The following is an 18222-nucleotide window of genomic DNA, read 5'->3' as shown; positions in this document are numbered from 1 at the left end:
GGCGCTTTCCGGCCGCGCACCCGTACCCCGCGCCACCTCGGCCGAGCCGCCCGCCCCGCCGACGCTTCCGCCGCTTGCTCCGACTTCCCCGAACTCGTCCACGCTTGTACCAACTCGACCGGGGCGCGGGATCTTCCCGTCACTCCGCCGCGCTCAACGCCCGCCCGCGACCAGGAGCGGCGCACTCTGGTCGGCGACCTCCGCGTGACTGCCGGCCTGGTGCGGTCCCGGCGCCGCCCCGCACCAGGCCGATCCCCGCCCACAGGTTCGGCGCGATCCCGAGCCCGTCGCGCGTGCCGCCGTGCAGCGCCAGCATCCGCTGCTGCCCGACGGATTAGCTGCGACCGAGCGCGGCCTGCGCGGTGGCGACCGTCTCGGGGGAGAGGTCGTCGAGGAGCCGGTTGGCCGTCGCCCAGGCGTCGCTCGCGGAGTCGCGCGGCGCCCCTCACCCCCGCGCTGCGGGCAGACCGAGACCGTCGGAGCGACAATGACCCCATGTCCGACGCATTCACGACCCGCATCCTGAACCTCTCCACCGGCTCCGACGAACGAGTCGTCGACCTCACCCGCGACTGCGAATCCTTCCTCCGCGAGGCCGCCCGGGGTCGCGACGGCCTGCTCAACATCTTCGTGCCGCACGCCACGGCCGGTATCGCCGTCATCGAGACGGGCGCCGGCAGCGACGACGACCTCCTCTCCGCCCTGCACACCCTCCTCCCGGCCGACGACCGCTGGCAGCACCGCCACGGCAGCCCCGGCCACGGCCGCGACCACGTACTCCCGGCGTTCGTACCCCCGCACGCGACACTGCCGGTGGTCGGCGGCTCCCTGGAACTCGGCACGTGGCAGTCGGTGTGCCTGGTCGACACCAACAAGGACAACCCGGAGCGCAAGGTCCGCCTGAGCTTCCTCGGCTGAGATGCGGCCGCGTGCTGCTGCCCTGGATGCCATGCCATGCATGCCATGCGATGCCCGCCATGCCAAGCCCCAGGGCAGCGCGCTCCGCGACAGCCGTTCCTCGCGCCCGTCCCCAGCCGTCAGCCGTCCTGACCGCGAACGGGACCACTGACGTGCAGGGTGAGTCCGGCGATGTGGCCCGACTGGATGATCGGGGCGTGATGGACACCGCCTCCGATCTCGTCCCGGCCGGCCTGAGCAGGTAGCGGCAAGCCGGACAGGACTGTAGGTGCCATGCCTCCTTGAGGGTTTCCGGGGGGGCCTGGCCTGGTATAGACCACTAACATTGCCGCTTCAACCCGCGCTGTCAAGGCCCAAGTTGACGCGCCCCGCAATCTCCGCCGATCAGGCATGTGACCTGCGAGTAACCCGACACTCCGGCCCGGGGCAAGGTCAATTCCACTGTTGACAGCCTCAGTTGGTCTAGTCCAAATTGAGGGGCGCCGGGTCGTCGGCGGATGTGCGGAGCACTCCGTCGGGGCCGTCCCGCGCCGTCGCCCCGCGAGCTGCCCGGGCGTCGACCACCCGTCGCCCTCGCAGGCCTCCGAACCCGCGTACACCTCGTCGCCCGCGTCCGCGACGCCCTCCGCCATCTCCTCCTACGTCACCTCCCACCCGTCGCCTCCCCGCCGGAGGCCGACGTGGTTGCACCGAAGGAACGAGTCTTGGAACACCCCGTGTCACCCCCCGCCCCGTACCTCCACCGCGCCGCCGGCGAGCTGCCGTACCTCAGTGCGGACGGTGAGAGCTATCTGGCGCAGACGCAACTGCGCCACCTGCGCAAGACGCGGCCGCTCAGAGTGCTGTCGCCGGAAGACTTCGCCTTCTGGCAGACGTACGGGTACGTCGTCGTGAAGCAGGCGATATCCCGGGCCGCCGCCGGGCGGCTGCTCGACTTCGCCCACGAGTTCCAGGGGCTCGACCCCGACCGGCCCGACACCTGGTACGAGGAGCGCAAGTTCCGCAGCGACCTCGACCGTGACCTGCACGTCTACGGCTTCGTGGAGGCGTACCACCACCAGTTGCTGTGGGACAGCCGGCAGACGCAGCGCGTGTACGACGCGTTCGTCGACGTGTGGGACAGCGAGGAGCTGTGGGTCACGCTCGACCGGCTCAACCTCAACCCGCCCAACATCAGGAACCGTTCCCGTGAGCTGATCGCGCCCACCGAGGAAGGGTTCGACATCGAGCTGCACTGGGACGTCGACACCACGGCCAGCATGCTGCCGCAGCGCGTCCAGGGGATCATCGCGCTGAACGACACGAGCCCCGAGACCGGCGGGTTCCAGTGCTGTCCCGAGCTGTTCCGGCGCTTCGACCGGTGGGCCGCGCTGCAGCCCGAGGGCCGGGACCCCATCCGGCCCCGTATCGACCGCGACGAGATGCCGGTCGTGCGGCCCGACCTGGAAGCCGGGGACCTGCTCATCTTCAACGGCATGCTCGCGCACGGCGTCGCCCCGAACACCTCCGAGAGCAGCATCCGCGCCGTGCAGTACCTGTCGATGATGCCCGCGCTCGAGACGCACGAGACGCTGCGCCGCTCCCGCGTCGACTCCTGGCGCGACCTCACCACCCCGACCTGGAACGCGACCCTGCTCGGCGACGCTGACCGTCCCGAGGCGCTCCGGTACGGCACCGCCGACCTCACCGACCTGGGCGCCAAGCTCCTGGGCCTGGAGTCCTGGGGCGGACCGCGGCACGGTGCGCGGGAGGGGGCGGCGTGCGCCGTATCTGCCTGACGCTGCCGACCAACCGGCCCTGCGCCGATGCCCTCACCGCCCTCGGCGAGGAAGCCGCGTACGCCGTCGAGAACTTCGGTGACGTGGAGGTGCGGGTGGTCGTCCTCGACTCCTGCCAGGACGCGGCGGTACGCGCCCGGCACCGGGCCGTCCTGAACGACCTCCCTCCGCACCCCCGGATCACCGTCCACCACCTCGACGAGGACGAGCAGCGCGCCTTCCTGCGCGCCGTGATCGAGCGGAGCGGCACCAGCAAGCCCGATCTCCTGCTCGACCTCATGCTCCCGGACCGCGTCTCCTACGGTGCCTGCACCAACCGGGCGTTCCTGGTGGCCGCCGCTCTCGGCTGCGAGTCCGTGCACCGCAGGGACTCCGACAGCCGGTACCAGAAGGCCGACGGGCGCCCCGTCTTCCCCGTCCACCACGAACTGCGCACCCTCGGGCGCCGGGCCGCCGACGCCGCCGCGGCGGTCGACGAGACCGCCCTCACCACCGCGGCCCAGGGCCGCCGGGTCGCCATGGCCGGGGCCTCCTTCGTCGGCGCGCTCTCCGTGGACATCGCCGAGATCAAGGCGCTCGACCCGGACGTCTACACCGACATCGTCGGGCTGTGGGCCCCCGGGCACTGGTCCGCCGAGCAACGCGCGGAGCTGGCCGCCGAGTCGTTCCTCGGCGCCGGGACCGAGCCGTTCACGCACGACCGGACGCTGCTCACCCTCGTCGACCCGATGCGCGTCGACATGTGCAACATCGCCTTCCACGGGGTCCACGAGCGCGTACCGCTGCCGCCCGCCACCGACACGATCGGCAGCGACTACTTCCTCATCCACCTCGTCCACGACGCGGGGCTCCCGGGCGTGCTGCACAACCGGGACATCGTCAACTTCCACACCAAGGAGCGCAGGACGGGGGAGGGCTTCCTCGCCTACCAGACGCGGTTCGCCAAGTTCCTGCTGTCGATGCTGTACCTGCACCACGTCTACGAGCGGATGGCCGAGGCCGGTGACACGCTGCTCGACGACGAACTCGGCCAGGTCCGCGCCGATGTCGTCGCCGCGCTCGTCCGCGAGAGCGTCCAGCTCGACCCCGCCGAGAACGTACGACGGCTCGACGTCCTCGACGCCTCGTACCGCAGACTCGGCGGACGCTACGCGGAGTTGGCCGACCGCCTCGCCGGCGAGCGCGAGCGGCTGCTGCACGAGGCGCGGAGCGACATGGCCGACTTCGCCCTGCTGACGGAGGAGTGGGGTGCGCTCGTCCGCGCCGCCCGCGTCACCCCCGTCCACCACACGGCGGAGCCGGCCCGATGACCGCGACCACCGACACAGTCGCGCATAGCGCCGCAACCACGGCCACCGACACAGTCGCGCATGTCGCCGCCGCCGCGACCACCGCCGCAACCGCCGCCGCCGCCGCAGCCGCGACCACCGCCGCAACCGCCACCGCCGCCGCAGCCGCGACCACCCCCGCAGCCGCCCCCGGCGACCGGATCGTGTACGACCTCGACGGGATCGGTGCCCAGTACGACGCCCTGCTCCGCGAACTCCCGGGCGTCCGCGTGCGGTTCGCGCTCAAGGCGTGCCCGGTGGATGACGTGCTCCGGTTCCTCGCCGGGCGGGGGAGCGGGGTCGACGCCGCCGGGCCGCAGGAGATCACGCAGGCACTCCGCGCGGGCGTCCCCGTCGGACGGATCCACTACGGCAACACCGTGAAGTCCGACCGGAACATCGCGGACGCCCACCGGCTCGGCATCCGCGACTTCGCCACCGACACCGTCGAGGACGTACGGGCCGTGGCGGCGCACGCGCCCGGCGCCCGCGTCTTCTGCCGCCTCGCGACGAGCGGCGAAGGGGCGCTGTGGGGGCTGAGCGAGAAGTTCGGCTGCGATCCCGACGAGGCCGTACAGGTGATGGGAGCGGCGCGGGAGTCGAAGCTAGTGCCCGCCGGGCTCTCCGTGCACGTCGGATCGCAGCAGATGTCCGCGGACGCCTGGCAGGACGCCTTCGCCGACCTCGCCGAGACCCTCACCGCGCTCCGCCGGCGCGGCCTCGTCCTCGACCACGTCAACCTCGGCGGCGGCCTGCCCGCCCTCGGCTACGCCGACCGGTACGGGACACCGCTCGACCCCCCGCTCGACAAGATCTTCGCCGTGCTCCGCGAGGGCATGCGGCACCTGCGGGACCTGCACGGCGACCCGCTCCACTTCGTCGTCGAGCCGGGACGCCATCTCGTCGCCGACCACGGCACCGTCCACGCCCACGTGGTACGTATGACCCGGCGCCGCGGACCCGACGGCGAGGACCGGCACTGGCTGTATCTGAGCGTCGGCCGCTTCAACGGGCTCTACGAGACGGACGCCCTGCAGTACCCGCTCGTCTTCCCGGGCGCCGATCCCGGCGCCGACCGCGTCCTCGCGCGCGTGGCGGGCCCCACCTGCGACAGCGACGACGCCTTCCCCGGCCTCGTCAGCGTGCCGAGGGGGCTCCGCTCCGGGGACCCCGTCGAGGTGCGGTCCAGCGGTGCCTACGCCGCCAGCTACATGACCCGCGGCTTCAACGGCTTCGCCCCGCTCCCGCACCACTGCGCAGGCGGCCCGGCATGAACGACACCGTCCGCATCCGCGCCATCGCCGAACGGGACTGGCCCGCCATCACCGCCCTGGAGGCGCGGGCGTACGCACGTCTCGGACTGACGGAGGGGCAGGCCGCCCTGCGGGCCTGGCGCGACGCCTCGCCCGAGACGTGTTTCGCCGCGCACGCCGGTCCCCGACTCGCCGGGTACGTGCTGGCGCTGCCGTACCCGCACGGGTCCTACCCGGATCTGCGGCGGGCGCGCGAGAGCACGGGGCTGTCCGCCGTACCGGCCCGCAACCTCCACCTCCACGACCTCGTGGTGGCGCCCGAGCTGCGCCGGCAGGGGTTCGCCCGGCAGCTGGTGCGCCACCTCTGCGCGGTCGCGCGGTCCCGCGCGTACGACCGTGTGTCGCTGGTCTCCGTCGGCGGGGCGGAGGCGTTCTGGGCGGCGCGCGGATTCGGCGCGCACCCCGGGGTCGTCGCCCCGGGCGGCGAGTACGGCGCCCACGCCGTCTACATGTCCCTGCCGCTTGAAACCGGCCCGCTCGAAGCAACCCCCTATGAACAGCTCGAAAAGAGTGATGTGCGTGTCCCCTGATACCGCGCCCCCGGCCACCTCCTTCCGCCGGCACCAGTGGGCGATCGCCGCGCTGTTCTGCTCCCTCGGGTTCCAGTACGCCACCTGGGCCGCGCGCATCCCCGCTCTCAAGGACGACCTGGGGCTCAACGCGGCCGAGGTCGGTGTCCTCCTCATGGCCGCCGGGATCGGCGCCGTCGTCTCGTTCCCGCTGGTGGACCCGCTGATGCGGCGGCTCGGCTCCCAGCGGCTCGCCCTGCTCTCCGCGCTCGGCCTCGCCGCGCTGCTCTTCGCCCTGGCCGCCGCGCCGAACTTCCCGCTCGCCCTCCTCGTCCTCGGCCTCGACGGCGTCCTCGTCGGCTGCCTCAACGTGGCCATGAACGCGCAGGGCGCCGCGCTCGAGGCCCGCTTCGAGCGGACCACGATGGCCCGGCTGCACGCCACGTTCAGCGGCGGCTCCCTGCTCGCCGCGCTGCTCGCCTCCCGGATGACGGCGATGACGCCCTCGGTCACCGCCCACTTCGCCGTCGCCGCGGCCCTGCTCGTCCTGCTCGGCGCGTACGCCAGGACCGGACTGCTCACCGACGACGCACCGGCACGGGAGGGAACCGAGAAGAAGAAGGCGCGGCGCGGCAAGCGGGCCATGCCGTCGCGCGTGGTGCTCTGGATGTGCTGCGCGATGGCGTTCGGCACGGTCACCGAGGGCGCCATGAACGACTGGTCCACGCTCTACATGCGTGAAGTCGTCGACGCCTCGCACCAGTTGGCGCCGCTCGGCATCGCCGTCGTCTCCGGGATGATGGTGCTCGCCCGGCTCTTCGCGGACGGCTGGCGCGGCCGTTTCGGCGACGGCAAGGTCGTCGTGATCGGCAGCGCCCTCGCCACCGCGGGCCTCGTCCTCGCCCTCCTCGGCGGCAACGTGGTGACGGCCCTGACCGGCTTCGCCTGCGTGGGTCTCGGCATCGCGGCCGTCACCCCGTGCGTCTACGTGGCCGCCGCCCGGCAGGGCTCCGACGCGCTGGCGCTCGTGGCGGCCATGGGCACGACGGGCCTGCTCGCGGGCCCGCCCCTGATCGGCTTCGTCGCGGGCGCGAGCAGCCTGGTGTGGGGCCTGGGGGTGGTCGCGGGGGCGGCTGCCGTCGTCTGCCTGTGCGGCACGCGGATCCGCTGGCAGGACGCCGCGGAGACCGCGGACACCGCCGACACCGCGGAGGGGACGACGACGGTGACGGCGCCGCCGGTCGAGACGGCGCCGGGCACGTAGTCGGCGTCGAGACGGCGCCGGCACATGGTCGGCGTACCGAGGCCCTACGGGGCGGAGCGGCGCCGGACGATACGTGTACCCGTGTCCGGCAGTTCCCGCCGCCACGGGCCCGGCAGGTGCCGCTCCACCTCTTCGCGGAGCGCGTCGGGGAGGTCGCCGGAGCGGGCGTAGTCGACCAGGTGCGCGGCGGTCTCCCGCAGCGGGACGGCGGTGCGCTCGGAGACCTGGCGCAGCACGTCCCACGCCTCGGCCGGGGTGATCCGGCCGAGGGTGAGAAGCACGCCGACGGCCTGGTCCACGACCGCGCGGCCGCGCACCATGTGGCGCAGACGCGCGGCCTGCGCCTCAAGCCGCGTCCGCTCGTCGGCGACGGACCCGTCCTCGTGCGTGTCCGGACGTGGGCTCGGATCAGTGTGCAAGTAGTCCTCCGGGGGCTGGGGAGAAACAAGGGAGGCGGGCGTCAGCGGCCCGCGAGGGTGTGGTGGGGCGGACGGCCGTAGGCCGCGCGGTAGAGCGACGCGAACCGGCCGGGATGGTAGAAGCCCCAGCCCGCCGCGATCGACGTCACCGTGTCGCCCCTGGACGGGTCGGAGTTCAGCAGGTCGTGGTGGGCGTGCGAGAGCCTGATGCGGCGCAGGTGTGCCAGCGGCGTCGTGTCCAGGTGGCGGCGGAACGCGTACTGCAGGCCGCGCACGGTCACATGGGCCACGGCCGCGATCTCGGCCACTGTCAGCGGCTCGTGCGCGTGGTCCTCCATGTAGGTGAGGGCGCGGCGCAGGGAGCGCGGATGGGCGTCGTTGCGGTCGTTCGTGGTCGGCTCGGTGAGCGCGGTGTGCGGGAACGCGGCGAGGACGGCCGCCGCCAGATGCTGCGCCGCCGTCGACGTCACCAGCGGCTGCTCCGCCACCTCGGGATCACCGAGGACCGCATCGCGTACGTGGATGATCGTGCGCCGCAGATGCTGCGCCCCGGCGGCGGAGACCGGCCGGTGCCCGGTGAGCCGCACGGGCCCCGGACCCGACCGCGGATCGTTCCCCGCGACCTGGTTCAGCAGAGCCGGGTCCAGCATCGTGATGTTGTAGCGCGCGCCGACGATCCGCCCCTTGTAGGGGAGTTCGGGCGGGGCGAAGGAGACCACGTCACCCGGGCCGAAGGCGTCCTCGACCCCGGCGAACCCGTGGTCCTGGATCGTGCCGTCGTGGACGACGCACAGGCAGATCTTGCCGAGCGGTGTCACCTCGTAGCGCATGTCGAAGTCGAGGTCGAGTTCGTCGATGCTCACGCCGGGCATGGTGTCGCGGCGGATCTGCGCGCGGCTGGTCCCGGGGGTGCCGTTGCCGATGTGCATGCGCGCGTACGCGCGGCTCAGGAACTCCTCGGTCACCCCGATGTCGCTGCTGTCGAAGTGCAGGGTCTGCATACCGCCTTCACCTCGCCTGTTCCGTGCCCGTGCTTCTGACAGGAGCCTACGGCTCCCGGGCACCGCGCAAGCACGCCGGGGAGAAAGGACGAGTCAAAAGAGTTCGTTTTGTGGACGGCCGCCCATGGTGCTGTTCGCCCACGGTGTCGCGGTGCCGCGACAAGCCCCTGGATCGTTGGTGGTCACGTCGGTCGCGAGGAAGGCGGTGGGGTGTGATGAACAGGGACAATTCAGCGGAATCGGCCGGATCGGCCGAACCGGCCGACCACCTCACCGGGTTGCGGGCGGAGGTGCGGCAGCTGCGCCAGGCCATCGCCTCGCACATCGTCGTCGACCAGGCGATAGGCGTCGTCATCGTGCTCGGCCGGCTCACCCCCGACGAGGGCTGGGACGTCCTCAAACAGGTCTCGCAGCACACCAACACCAAGCTCAGGGACATCGCCGGGCAGGTCGTCGGGTGGGCGAACGGCCGGCCGCTGCCGGACCGGACACGAGGCGCGCTGGACAGCGCGCTGCAGCGTACGTCCTGACGCGGCGGGTGCCCGTGCTCCCGCGGGCCCCTACTCCAGCGGAAGCCGCATCAGCGTCAGGTCGAGCCACCGGCCGAACTTCGTCCCCACCTCGCGCACCGTGCCCGCGTGCTCGAACCCGTGCCGTTCGTGCAGCCGGACCGACGCCTTGTTGCCCGCCTCGATCCCGGCGATCATCACGTGCAGGCCCGCGGCCTCGGCGGACCTGATGAGTGTGGTGAGCAGGGCGGAGCCGATGCCCTTGCCGTGATGGCCCTCGGCCACGTACACCGAGTTCTCGGCGGTGTGGCGGAAACCGGAGTAGTCCTTCCAGGGGCCGTAGACGCCGAACCCGACGACCGTGCCGTCGTCCTCGGCGACGTACGCCGAACCCCGCCCCAGGTGCGCGCCGAGCCAGGCCGCGCCCTCGGCACGGGTCTGCGGCGTGTCCGTCCACAGCGCCGTGCCGTGCTCGATGGCGTGGTTGCGGATGGCGAGGACCGCGTCGAGGTCGCCCGCGCGGGCCGGGCGGACCGTCACCGCCCGCGCCCCCGTCTCGTATGGTGGATTCATGTCCAACATCGTAGACCCCCTGGTCGCGCGGATCGGCGGTCGCATCCGCGCCGAGCGGGACCGGCGGCGCTGGACGCTGTCCGAACTCGCGGAGGAGTCCGGGGTCTCCCGGGCGATGATCCACCGGATCGAACGGGGCGAGAGCAACCCCACCGCCGTCGTCCTCGGCAAGCTGTCGGCCGCGTTCCGGCTGAGCGTCGCCACGCTGCTCGACCCCGAGGCGGGTACGGAGGCGGACCGGGTGCGGCGCGAGGAGTCCGCGCCCCGCTGGACCGACCCCGGGACCGGCTACGAGCGGCGCCAGCTCTCCGGGCCCGGCTTCCCCGCCGAGGTCGCCGAGGTCCGGCTGCCCGCCGGGGCCCGGGTCCCGTACCCCGCGGCGGCGTTCGCCTTCCACCGCCAGCTCATCTGGGTCGTCGAGGGCCGCCTCACCTTCCACGAGGGCGACACGGTGCACGAACTGGGCGCGGGCGACACCGTCGAACTGGGCCCGCCCACCGCCTGCGTCTTCGAGAACGCGACCGGGCGGGTGTGCCGGTACGCGGTCGTGCTCGTCCGGGGAGAGGGGCCCTGAGGTGAGTCCGGTCGCGGTGCTGCGGCGCGGTGGCGTCGGGCTGCTCGGGTGTGTCGCCGGGGTGGCGCTGGCCAACAACTACGCCGTCCAGCCCGCCCTCGGCGACATCGCCCGGGACACCGGTACGTCGGCCGCCGCCATCGGGCTCGTCACCACCGCCGCGCTCGCCGGATGCATCGCGGGGTTCGCCTTCCTGCTGCCCCTCGCGGACCGGGCGGCGCCGCGGCGGCTCGTCGCCGGGCAGCTCGCGCTCCTGAGCGCCGGGTTGCTGCTCGCGGCGTCGGCCCGTGGGCTCGGGGTGCTGCTCGTCGCGTACGGGGTCGTCGGCGCGGGGGCCAGTGTCAGCGCGATGGCCTCGACCATCGCCGGGCGAGGTGTGCCGGAAAGGCGGCGCGGGGCGGCCGTCGCGGTGGTCGCCGCCGGGATGTCGGCCGGGATCCTGCTGAGCCGGCTGGTCGGCGGTGCGCTCGCGGACGCCTTCGGCTGGCGCGGCATGCTGCTCTGCTGCACCGGGCTCGTGCTCGCCTGCGCCGCCGGGGCGTGGTGGCGGCTGCCGGACGCGCGGCCCGCGCCGAGTGGGAGCTACCTCGCCACGCTGACCGCGCTGCCCGGCTCCCTGCGGCGCCACCCGGCCCTGCGCCGCGCGGTGCTCACCGGCAGCCTGTGGTACTTCGCGTTCAGCCTCGTCTGGGTCGCGCTCACCCTGCGCCTCGCCCAGCCCCCGTACGGCCTCGACGCCGCGGCCATCGGCCTGTACAGCCTCGCCGGGGCCCTCGGGTTCGCCGCGCTGCCGGTCGCCGGGCGGCTCGGCGACCGGTTCGGGCCGCGCGCGGTGATCTGCGCGAGCATGGCCGTGGCGGCGGCCGGGGCCGCGCTGCTCTGCACCGGTCTGGACCGGCCCGCCGTCACCGCGGCGGGGCTCGCCCTCGTCGACGCGGGCTGCTTCACGGCCCAGGCCGCCAACCAGACCCGCATCCTCGGCATCGACCCGGCGCGGGCGGGCAGCCTCAGCGGCGTCTACCTGCTGCTCTACTTCCTCGCGGGCGTGATCGGCTCGGCGCTCGCCGCGCCCCTCGTCGCGTCCGGCGGCTGGCCCGCCGCGTCCGGCACGGTCCTCGCCGCACTGGCCGCGGCGGGCCTGCTGGCACTGCGCCGGGCCGAGCCACGAGCACCGCGCCGCGGTCAGTCCTGAGCCCGCTGCTCCCGCTTCCGCGCCTGCTCCGCGTGGAGCTTCTTCACGCGGACGTTCTCCTTGCGGACGTCCGCCTGCGTCGCCCGCTCCTTCTGGAGCCACTCCGGGTTCTCGTCCTTGAGAGCGGTGATCTGCTCGGTGGTGAGCGGCTCGGTGACGCCGCCGCGGGCGAGCCCCGCGATGGAGACGCCCAGCTTCTCCGCGGCGACCGGGCGGGGGTGCGGGCCGTTCGCGCGCAGGTCCCGCAGCCACTGCGGCGGGTCGGCCTGCAGCGCGGCCAGCTCGCCGCGCGAGACGACGCCCTCACGGAACTCGGCGGGCGTGGCCTCGAGGTACACACCCAGCTTCTTCGCCGCCGTGGCGGGCTTCATGGTCTGGGTGTTCTGATCGGAACTCATGAGGTCAAGGGTATCGAGCGCGGGGCAGAGGTCCGACCACGCGTGACCGCGCCGGGTAGCCTTGCGGGGTGACAGGCACGGAGAAGACCCCCGCACAGGCCCCCTCGTTCCGGCTCGCGTACGTACCCGGAGCGACCCCCGCCAAGTGGGTGCGGATCTGGAACGAGCGCCTGCCCGGCACCCCGCTCGCCCTCGTTCCGGTCGACGCCGCCGACGCGGCGGACGTCCTGCGGCGCGGCGAGGCCGACGCGGGCCTCGTGCGCCTGCCCGTGGACCGTACGTTCTTCAGCGCGATCCCCCTCTACACCGAGACGACCGTCGTCCTGGTACCGAAGGACCATGTCGTGGCCGCGGTCGAGGAGGTCACGCTCGCGGATCTCGCCGAGGAGATCGTGCAGCACCCCCTCGACGACGTCATGGACTGGGAGCGTCCGCCGGGGCAGCCCGCCTTCGAGCGGCCCGCCACCACCGCCGACGCCGTCGAACTGGTCGCGGCCGGGGTCGGCCTCCTCGTCGTGCCGCAGTCCCTGGCCCGCCTGCACCACCGCCGCGACCTCACCTACCGGCCGGTCACGGACGCGCCGGGCTCGGACGTCGCCCTGGCCTGGCCCGAGGAGCGGACCACCGACCAGGTCGAGGACTTCATCGGCATCGTGCGCGGCCGGACGGTGAACAGCTCGCGGGGGCGGCAGAGCCCGCAGCAGGAGAAGGCGCCGGCCAAGAAGAAGCCGGCGCAGGCCGCGCCCCGCAAGGCACCCGCACGCGGCGCGGGCCGCCCCAAGCCCGGAAACAAGCAGGGCGGCAAGCAGGGCGGCGCCAAGCGCGGGAAGCCGCGCAAGCGCTCGTAGTCAGGACCCGCCCGCCGGGCCCGGCGCCCCTGCCCGCAGCCCGTCCATCACCAGGTCGAGCAGCCGTTTCGTGCGGGCCTGCCAGTCGCTGTGCGGGTCCACCAGCCACAGCCCCGCGATCGCCAGCATGAAGTCGTCCGCGCTGACGCCGGGCCGGATCGTGCCCGCCTCCGAGTTGGCGGTGAGCAGCAGCGTGACGGCCTGGGTCAGCGGGCCGTGCGAGAGGCTCTTGAAGGCGCCGCGGGCCGTCGTCGCCTCGCGCAGCGCGTCCGCGAGGCCCGCCTTCGCCATGGCGTACTGGGCGAGCCGGTCCATCCACTCGCGCAGCGCCACCTCCGGCGGCCGGGCGCACAGCAACTGGGCGGCCGTCTCGGCGACTTGCTGCACCTCGTACCGGTAGACCTCGAGGACCAGGGCTTCCCTGCTGGGGAAGTTGCGGTAGAACGTGCCCTGCCCGACGCCGGCCTTGCGCGCGATCGCGCTCAGCGGGGTGTCCGCGGAGCAGGTGAGTTCGGCCAGGGCCACTTCGAGGATGCGCTCGCGGTTCCGCTGGGCGTCCGAGCGCAGGCCCGGCTGCTTCTTCGGGTGCTGCACGCCGCCTCCTCGGGTCGTGGCGCGGAATGGTCCTTGCTGACCGGACAGTTGTCCACTACGTTCGTGCGGAGAGTGGACAGCTGTCCGCTTGACTTCGGTCCCCCCACCCTAGCGCTACCTCCCCCTCGCCGATTTCCTTGCAAATCCTCTCGCACCGCTTACACGAACGTGGCACCGGATACGCGAAAGAAGGCTGATCATGGCCCCAGCGGGCATGTCCACCTCCAGCTCGATCACCTTGCACGTCAACGGAGAGAAGCACACGCTGCCCGTGGACCACCGCACCACGCTGCTCGACGCCCTGCGCGAGCGGCTCGATCTGACCGGCACGAAGAAGGGCTGCGACCAGGGCCAGTGCGGTGCCTGCACCGTGCTCATCGACGAGCGCAGGGCCGTGTCGTGCCTGACGCTCGCGGTCGCCGCCGAGGGCCGCGAGATCACCACCATCGAGGGCGTCGCCGACGGCGACGAACTCCACCCGCTCCAGCAGGCGTTCGTCGACCTCGACGGCTTCCAGTGCGGCTACTGCACGCCCGGCCAGATCTGTTCGGCGCTCGGCGTCCTCCAGGAGCACGCGGACGGCTGGCCGAGCGCCGCGACCGAGGACGTACGGCCCGAGGCCGGACCCCCGCCGCTCACCCCGGAGGAGATCAGGGAGCGCATGAGCGGCAACCTGTGCCGCTGCGGCGCGTACGTCTCGATCGTCCGCGCCGTCGCCCGGGCCGCCGCGGAGACGCAGACCGCGAAGGAGACCGTCGCGTGAAGGAGTTCGGTTACGAAAGGGCGCTCGACGTCCCGGGCGCGGTGGCCGTGCTCGGCGCCGACCCCGACGCCCGCTTCCTCGGCGGCGGCACCAACCTCGTCGACCTGATGAAGTCGGGCGTGGAGCGCCCCGCACGCCTCGTCGACGTCCGCGAACTGCCGCTCGGCCGCGTCGAGCCGGCGGAGGACGGCGGCCTGCGCATAGGCGCCACCGTCACCAACAGCGACCTCGCGGCCCACCCCGAGGTCCGCCGCCGCTACCCGGCGCTGACCCAGGCCGTGCTCGCCGGGGCCTCGGGCCAGCTGCGCAACATGGCGACCGTCGGCGGCAACCTGCTGCAGCGCACCCGCTGCTCCTACTTCACCGACGTCACCAAGCCGTGCAACAAGCGCGTCCCCGGCAGCGGCTGTCCCGCGCTCACCGGTGAGCACCGTAATCACGCCATTCTCGGCGCGAGCGACGCCTGCGTGGCCACGCACCCGTCCGACATGGGCGTCGCCCTCGCCGCGTTCGACGCCGTCGTGCGCTACGAGAGTGCCGACGGGCCCGGCGAGGTGCCGCTCGCCGACTTCTACCTCCCCGTCGGGACACCCCGCACCTGGAGACCGCGCTGCCCGCCGGCGCGCTGATCACCGGGATTACCCTGCCGCCCGCGCCCGTCGCCGCCCACTCGCGCTACCGCAAGGTCCGCGAGCGCGCCTCGTACGCCTTCGCGATCGGCTCCGTGGCCGCCGCGCTCGACGTCCACGACGGCGTCGTCCGCGACGTGCGCCTGGCGTTCGGGGCCGTGGCGTCCCGGCCGTGGCGGGCGCACGTCGCCGAGCGGGCGCTGATCGGCGCGCCCGCGAACGAGGAGGCGTTCGCGGCGGCGGCCGACGCCGAACTGGCCGCGGCGAAGCCGCTGGCGCAGAACGGGTACAAGGTGCCGCTGCTGCGCAACCTCGTCGTGGCGATGCTCAGCGAACTCACTCAGGAGGCGACCCGGTGACCGTCCAGACCCAGACCACAGCGGCGCGGGCGAACGCCGTCGGCGTCGCGCGCTCCCGCGTCGAGGGCGTCGAGAAGGTCACGGGCGCCGCCCGGTACGCGGGTGAGATCCCCTTCGCGGACCTCGCGCACGGCTGGCTCGTCCTGTCGACCATCGCGCGCGGCCGGGTCCGCGCCATCGACGAGGAGGCGGTCCGCGCCCTGCCGGGCGTCCTGGCCGTCCTGCACCACAAGAACGCGCCGCGCGTGAACGACGACGTCGTCGGCGCGCTCGGCCGCCCCGACCCGATCGTCGAGGTCTTCCAGGACGACCGGGTGCCGCACGCGGGCTGGCCCGTGGCGCTGGTCGTCGCCGAGACGTCCGAACAGGCGCGGGAGGCGGCCGAGTCGCTGGTCGTCGAGTACGAGGAGGAGCCGCACGACGTCTCCTTCGGCGCCGACCGGCCCGGCACCTACACCCCGGAGGAGGGGGAGGCGGCCAAGGGCGACCTGGACGCCGAACTCGCCGCGTCCGCCGTCGTCGTCGACGCCTCCTACACGACGCCCGAGCAGCACCACGGCGCGATGGAGCCGCACGCGGTGACGGTGCGCTGGGAGGGCGGACGCCTGGAGGTGTTCGACTCCAACCAGGGCTCCAAGTGGGTCGCCGACGACCTCGCCAACCTGTTCTCGCTCGATCAGTCGGCGGTCCACGTACGCTCCGAGCACGTCGGCGGCGCCTTCGGCTCCAAGGGGCTGCGCGCCCACCACGTGGCCGCCGTGATGGCCGCGACCGAGCTGCAGCGGCCGGTCCGCGTGGTGCTGACGCGACGTCAGGTGTTCGCGACGACCGGCTACCGCAGCCCACCGCGCAGCGCGTGCGGCTCGGCGCCGACCCGGACGGGCGCCTGCGCGCCTTCGCGCACGAGCACCACAACCTCACCTCCACCATGCGGGAGTTCGTGGAGAACGGCGCCTCGTACGGGCGCTCCATGTACGAGGCCACCGCGCACCACACCGCGCACCGCGTGCTGCCCGTCGACGTGGCGACGCCGACCTGGATGCGGGCGCCGGGTGAGGCCCCGGGCTCCTTCGCCGTGGAGTCGGCGCTCGACGAGCTGGCCGAACGCCTCGGCATGGACCCGATCGAGCTGCGCACCCGCAACGAGCCGACGGTCGGCCCGGTCTCGGGGCTGCCCTTCAGCAGCCGCAACCTGCTCGGCTGCTTCGAGGAGGGCGCCCGCCTGTTCGCTGGCGACCGCGACCCGCGTCCGCGCGTGCGCCGCGAGGGCCGCTGGCTGCTCGGCACGGGCACGGCCGCGCCACGTTCCGTCGGCGTGCGCCCACGCCGGCCGCGGAGGCCGACGGCACCTTCACCGTCCGCGTCACCGCCGCCGACGTCGGCACCGGCGCCCGCACCGCGCTCACCCTCATCGCCGCCGACGAGCTGGACGTGGCGCCCGAGCGGGTCCGGGTGCGGATCGCCGACAGCGACTTCGGGCCCGCCTGGGTCGCCGGCGGTTCCATGGGCACCCGCTCCTGGGGCTGGGCCGTCCAGGCCGCCGCCCGTGACCTGCGCGAACGCCTGCCGCTCGGGTCCGGCGACATCCCGGCGGAGGGCATCACCGCCCGCACCGACACGGCCGAGCTGATCGCGCAGCTCTCCGCGAAGGAGCGGTACTCCTACGGGGCCCAGTTCGCCGAGGTCGCGGTGGACGTCGCCTCGGGCGAGGTCCGGGTATGGCGGCTGCTCGGCGTCTTCGCCGCGGGCAGGATCATCAACCCGCTGACCGCCCGCTCCCAGTTCACCGGCGGCATGACGTGGGGCATCTCCATGGCCCTGCACGAGGAGGCGGTGCGCGACGCGGCGTCCGGCGGGCACGTCAACGCCGACTTCGCGGGCTACCACGTCGCCGCCAACGCCGACGTGCCGGAGCTCCGGGCCGAGTGGATCGACGACCCGGACCCGGACGACCCCGTCGGCATCAAGGGCATCGGCGAGATCGGCATCGTCGGCACGGCCGCCGCCATCGCCAACGCGGTGTGGCACGCGACCGGCGTCCGCCACCGCGATCTGCCGATCCGCCCCGACCGGGTGCTGCTCGGCGAGGCGCGGCGCGACGGAACGGGCCCGGATGCTTGACCTCGCCGCCGAGCTGAGCGCATGGGCCGCGCAAGGCCGGGAGTTCGCTGTCGCCACCGTCGTCTCGGTGAGCGGCAGCGCGCCCCGGCCGCCCGGCGCGGCCCTCGCCGTCGACGCCGGGGGCGAGGTCATCGGCTCCGTCTCCGGCGGCTGCGTCGAGGGCGCGGTCTACGAGCTGTGCGTCGAGGCCCTCGCGGACGGGACGCCGCGCCGGGAGCGGTTCGGGTACAGCGACGACGACGCGTTCGCCGTGGGGCTCACCTGCGGCGGCGCCGTCGAGGTGCACGTCGTCCCGGTCCGTACGGGGTCCGCGTCACGGCCGGTCGTGGAGGCGGCGCTCGCCGCCGCCGCGCAGGGCGAGACGGTGGCCCTCGCGCGGGTGCTCGACGGCCCCGGGCAACTCGCCGACAGCGGCGGCCTGTTGCTGGTGCGGCCCGACGGCTCGTACGAGAGCGGGCTCGGCTCCGGCGACGACCCCGGGCTCGCCGCGCAGGCCCGCGCCCTGCTCGACCTCGGGCGGACCGGTCTCTGCGCGGTGCCGGAGAGCTCGGCGCGGTGCGGCGGCGACGTCACCCTGTTCGTGGAGTCGAGCGTGCCGCCCGCCCGGATGATCGTGTTCGGCGCGGTGGACTTCGCGGGCGCCCTGGTGCGCGTGGGCAAGCTGCTCGGCTTCCATGTGACGCTGTGCGACGCGCGGGGCGTCTTCGCCACCCGGAACCGGTTCCCCGAGGCCGACGAGGTGGTCGTGGAATGGCCAGACCGCTACCTCCGCGCCACCCGTACGGACGAACGCACCGTGCTCTGCGTCCTCACGCACGACGCCAAGTTCGACGTGCCCCTTCTTGAGGTGGCGCTGCGGCTGCCCGTCGCCTACGTCGGCGCCATGGGCTCACGGCGTACGCACGAGGACCGCACCCAGCGGCTGCGCGAGGCGGGGCTCACCGACACCGAACTGGCCCGCCTGCGCTCACCGATCGGCCTCGACCTCGGCGGGCGTACGCCCGAGGAGACGGCGGTGTCGATCGGCGCGGAGATCGTCGCCGTGCGGCGCGGCGGCAGCGGGGCGCCGCTCGCGGGGGAGCGGGGACCGATCCACGCCGACTAGGACGGGCCCGGACCCGCCTGCCGGGAC

General features: G+C 73.7%; 18 protein-coding genes and 3 pseudogenes. 15 read left to right on the top strand and 6 right to left on the bottom strand.

Annotated elements, in window-relative coordinates; genetic code table 11:
* Positions 1-186: 186 nt before the first annotated feature.
* A pseudogene (locus N5I75_RS30565) lies at positions 187-436 on the bottom strand (alkanesulfonate monooxygenase); the annotation flags it as partial.
* 59 nt (positions 437-495) lie between these two features.
* Between N5I75_RS30565 and N5I75_RS30560 the strand changes: the two are divergent.
* From N5I75_RS30560 to N5I75_RS30535, 6 genes are all read left to right on the top strand, one after another.
* Positions 496-918, top strand: a complete 423-nt coding sequence (locus N5I75_RS30560; RefSeq protein ID WP_476682764.1) for a YjbQ family protein — start codon at positions 496-498, stop codon at positions 916-918.
* 704 nt (positions 919-1622) lie between these two features.
* Entirely contained in the window at positions 1623-2696 is a 1074-nt protein-coding gene (locus tag N5I75_RS30555; RefSeq protein WP_476682762.1) for a phytanoyl-CoA dioxygenase family protein, read from the top strand.
* Positions 2678-4006, top strand: a complete 1329-nt coding sequence (locus tag N5I75_RS30550) for a DUF6271 family protein (RefSeq protein ID WP_476682760.1) — start codon at positions 2678-2680, stop codon at positions 4004-4006. Before N5I75_RS30555 ends, N5I75_RS30550 begins: the two co-directional genes overlap by 19 nt.
* Positions 4003-5298: a type III PLP-dependent enzyme gene (locus N5I75_RS30545; protein ID WP_476682758.1), complete on the top strand. Its 1296-nt coding sequence runs from the start codon at positions 4003-4005 to the stop codon at positions 5296-5298. Before N5I75_RS30550 ends, N5I75_RS30545 begins: the two co-directional genes overlap by 4 nt.
* Entirely contained in the window at positions 5295-5867 is a 573-nt protein-coding gene (locus N5I75_RS30540) for a GNAT family N-acetyltransferase (RefSeq protein ID WP_476682756.1), read from the top strand. Before N5I75_RS30545 ends, N5I75_RS30540 begins: the two co-directional genes overlap by 4 nt.
* Entirely contained in the window at positions 5851-7110 is a 1260-nt protein-coding gene (locus N5I75_RS30535; protein WP_476683126.1) for an MFS transporter, read from the top strand. Before N5I75_RS30540 ends, N5I75_RS30535 begins: the two co-directional genes overlap by 17 nt.
* 44 nt (positions 7111-7154) lie before the next feature.
* On the opposite strand, the gene N5I75_RS30530 is transcribed toward N5I75_RS30535, so the two are convergent.
* Both N5I75_RS30530 and N5I75_RS30525 read right to left on the bottom strand, forming a co-directional pair.
* Complete coding sequence (locus N5I75_RS30530) at positions 7155-7529, bottom strand: ANTAR domain-containing protein (RefSeq protein ID WP_476682755.1); 375 nt, start codon at positions 7527-7529, stop codon at positions 7155-7157.
* Positions 7530-7570: 41 nt separating this feature from the next.
* Positions 7571-8530, bottom strand: a complete 960-nt coding sequence (locus N5I75_RS30525) for a helix-turn-helix domain-containing protein (RefSeq protein WP_476682753.1) — start codon at positions 8528-8530, stop codon at positions 7571-7573.
* Positions 8531-8745: 215 nt separating this feature from the next.
* Here N5I75_RS30525 and N5I75_RS30520 point away from each other — a divergent pair, with 215 nt between their 5' ends.
* Positions 8746-9060, top strand: coding sequence for an ANTAR domain-containing protein (locus tag N5I75_RS30520; RefSeq protein WP_476682751.1), 315 nt, complete (start codon positions 8746-8748; stop codon positions 9058-9060).
* Between the two features lie 30 nt (positions 9061-9090).
* Here the strand turns inward: N5I75_RS30520 and N5I75_RS30515 are convergent, their stop codons facing one another.
* Entirely contained in the window at positions 9091-9612 is a 522-nt protein-coding gene (locus tag N5I75_RS30515) for an N-acetyltransferase family protein (RefSeq protein WP_476682749.1), read from the bottom strand.
* Here N5I75_RS30515 and N5I75_RS30510 point away from each other — a divergent pair.
* A complete protein-coding gene (locus N5I75_RS30510) occupies positions 9611-10186 on the top strand; it encodes a helix-turn-helix domain-containing protein (protein WP_476682747.1) in 576 nt (191 codons plus the stop codon). The two genes, N5I75_RS30515 and N5I75_RS30510, sit on opposite strands and share 2 nt — an antisense overlap.
* 1 nt (position 10187) lies before the next feature.
* On the top strand, positions 10188-11378 hold the full coding sequence (locus N5I75_RS30505) for an MFS transporter (RefSeq protein ID WP_476682745.1): 1191 nt from the start codon (positions 10188-10190) through the stop codon (positions 11376-11378).
* On the opposite strand, the gene N5I75_RS30500 is transcribed toward N5I75_RS30505, so the two are convergent.
* Positions 11369-11776: a DUF5997 family protein gene (locus N5I75_RS30500; protein WP_476682744.1), complete on the bottom strand. Its 408-nt coding sequence runs from the start codon at positions 11774-11776 to the stop codon at positions 11369-11371. The two genes, N5I75_RS30505 and N5I75_RS30500, sit on opposite strands and share 10 nt — an antisense overlap.
* Positions 11777-11844: 68 nt before the next feature.
* Between N5I75_RS30500 and N5I75_RS30495 the strand changes: the two genes are divergently transcribed.
* Entirely contained in the window at positions 11845-12624 is a 780-nt protein-coding gene (locus tag N5I75_RS30495; protein WP_476682742.1) for a LysR family substrate-binding domain-containing protein, read from the top strand.
* Here N5I75_RS30495 and N5I75_RS30490 read toward each other — a convergent pair whose 3' ends face one another.
* A complete protein-coding gene (locus N5I75_RS30490; RefSeq protein WP_476682740.1) occupies positions 12625-13218 on the bottom strand; it encodes a TetR/AcrR family transcriptional regulator in 594 nt (197 codons plus the stop codon).
* A 199-nt stretch (positions 13219-13417) separates the two neighbouring features.
* On the opposite strand from N5I75_RS30490, the gene N5I75_RS30485 reads away from it, so the two are divergent.
* The 5 genes and pseudogenes from N5I75_RS30485 to N5I75_RS30465 all read left to right on the top strand — a co-directional run bounded on the left by N5I75_RS30485 (position 13418) and on the right by N5I75_RS30465 (position 18195).
* Positions 13418-13981, top strand: coding sequence for a (2Fe-2S)-binding protein (locus tag N5I75_RS30485; RefSeq protein ID WP_476682738.1), 564 nt, complete (start codon positions 13418-13420; stop codon positions 13979-13981).
* A pseudogene (locus tag N5I75_RS30480) lies at positions 13978-14969 on the top strand (FAD binding domain-containing protein). Before N5I75_RS30485 ends, N5I75_RS30480 begins: the two are co-directional and overlap by 4 nt.
* Positions 14966-16053, top strand: a pseudogene (locus tag N5I75_RS30475) (xanthine dehydrogenase family protein molybdopterin-binding subunit); the annotation flags it as partial. The pseudogenes N5I75_RS30480 and N5I75_RS30475, both read left to right, overlap by 4 nt.
* A gap of 116 nt (positions 16054-16169) precedes the next feature.
* Positions 16170-17090 (top strand): xanthine dehydrogenase family protein molybdopterin-binding subunit, encoded by a 921-nt coding sequence (locus N5I75_RS30470; protein ID WP_476683124.1) that lies wholly within the window; start codon positions 16170-16172, stop codon positions 17088-17090.
* The gene (locus N5I75_RS30465; protein WP_476682736.1) at positions 17083-18195 is read left to right on the top strand and encodes an XdhC family protein; all 1113 of its coding nucleotides are present in this window, start codon (positions 17083-17085) and stop codon (positions 18193-18195) included. The genes N5I75_RS30470 and N5I75_RS30465 overlap by 8 nt, the downstream gene beginning before the upstream one ends.
* The last annotated feature ends 27 nt before the right edge of the window (positions 18196-18222 follow it).

This window comes from Streptomyces sp. R818 (genome assembly GCF_056172735.1).
The sequence above is the reverse complement of the archived record's forward strand: the minus strand, read 5'-3'. Positions and strand labels throughout refer to the sequence as shown.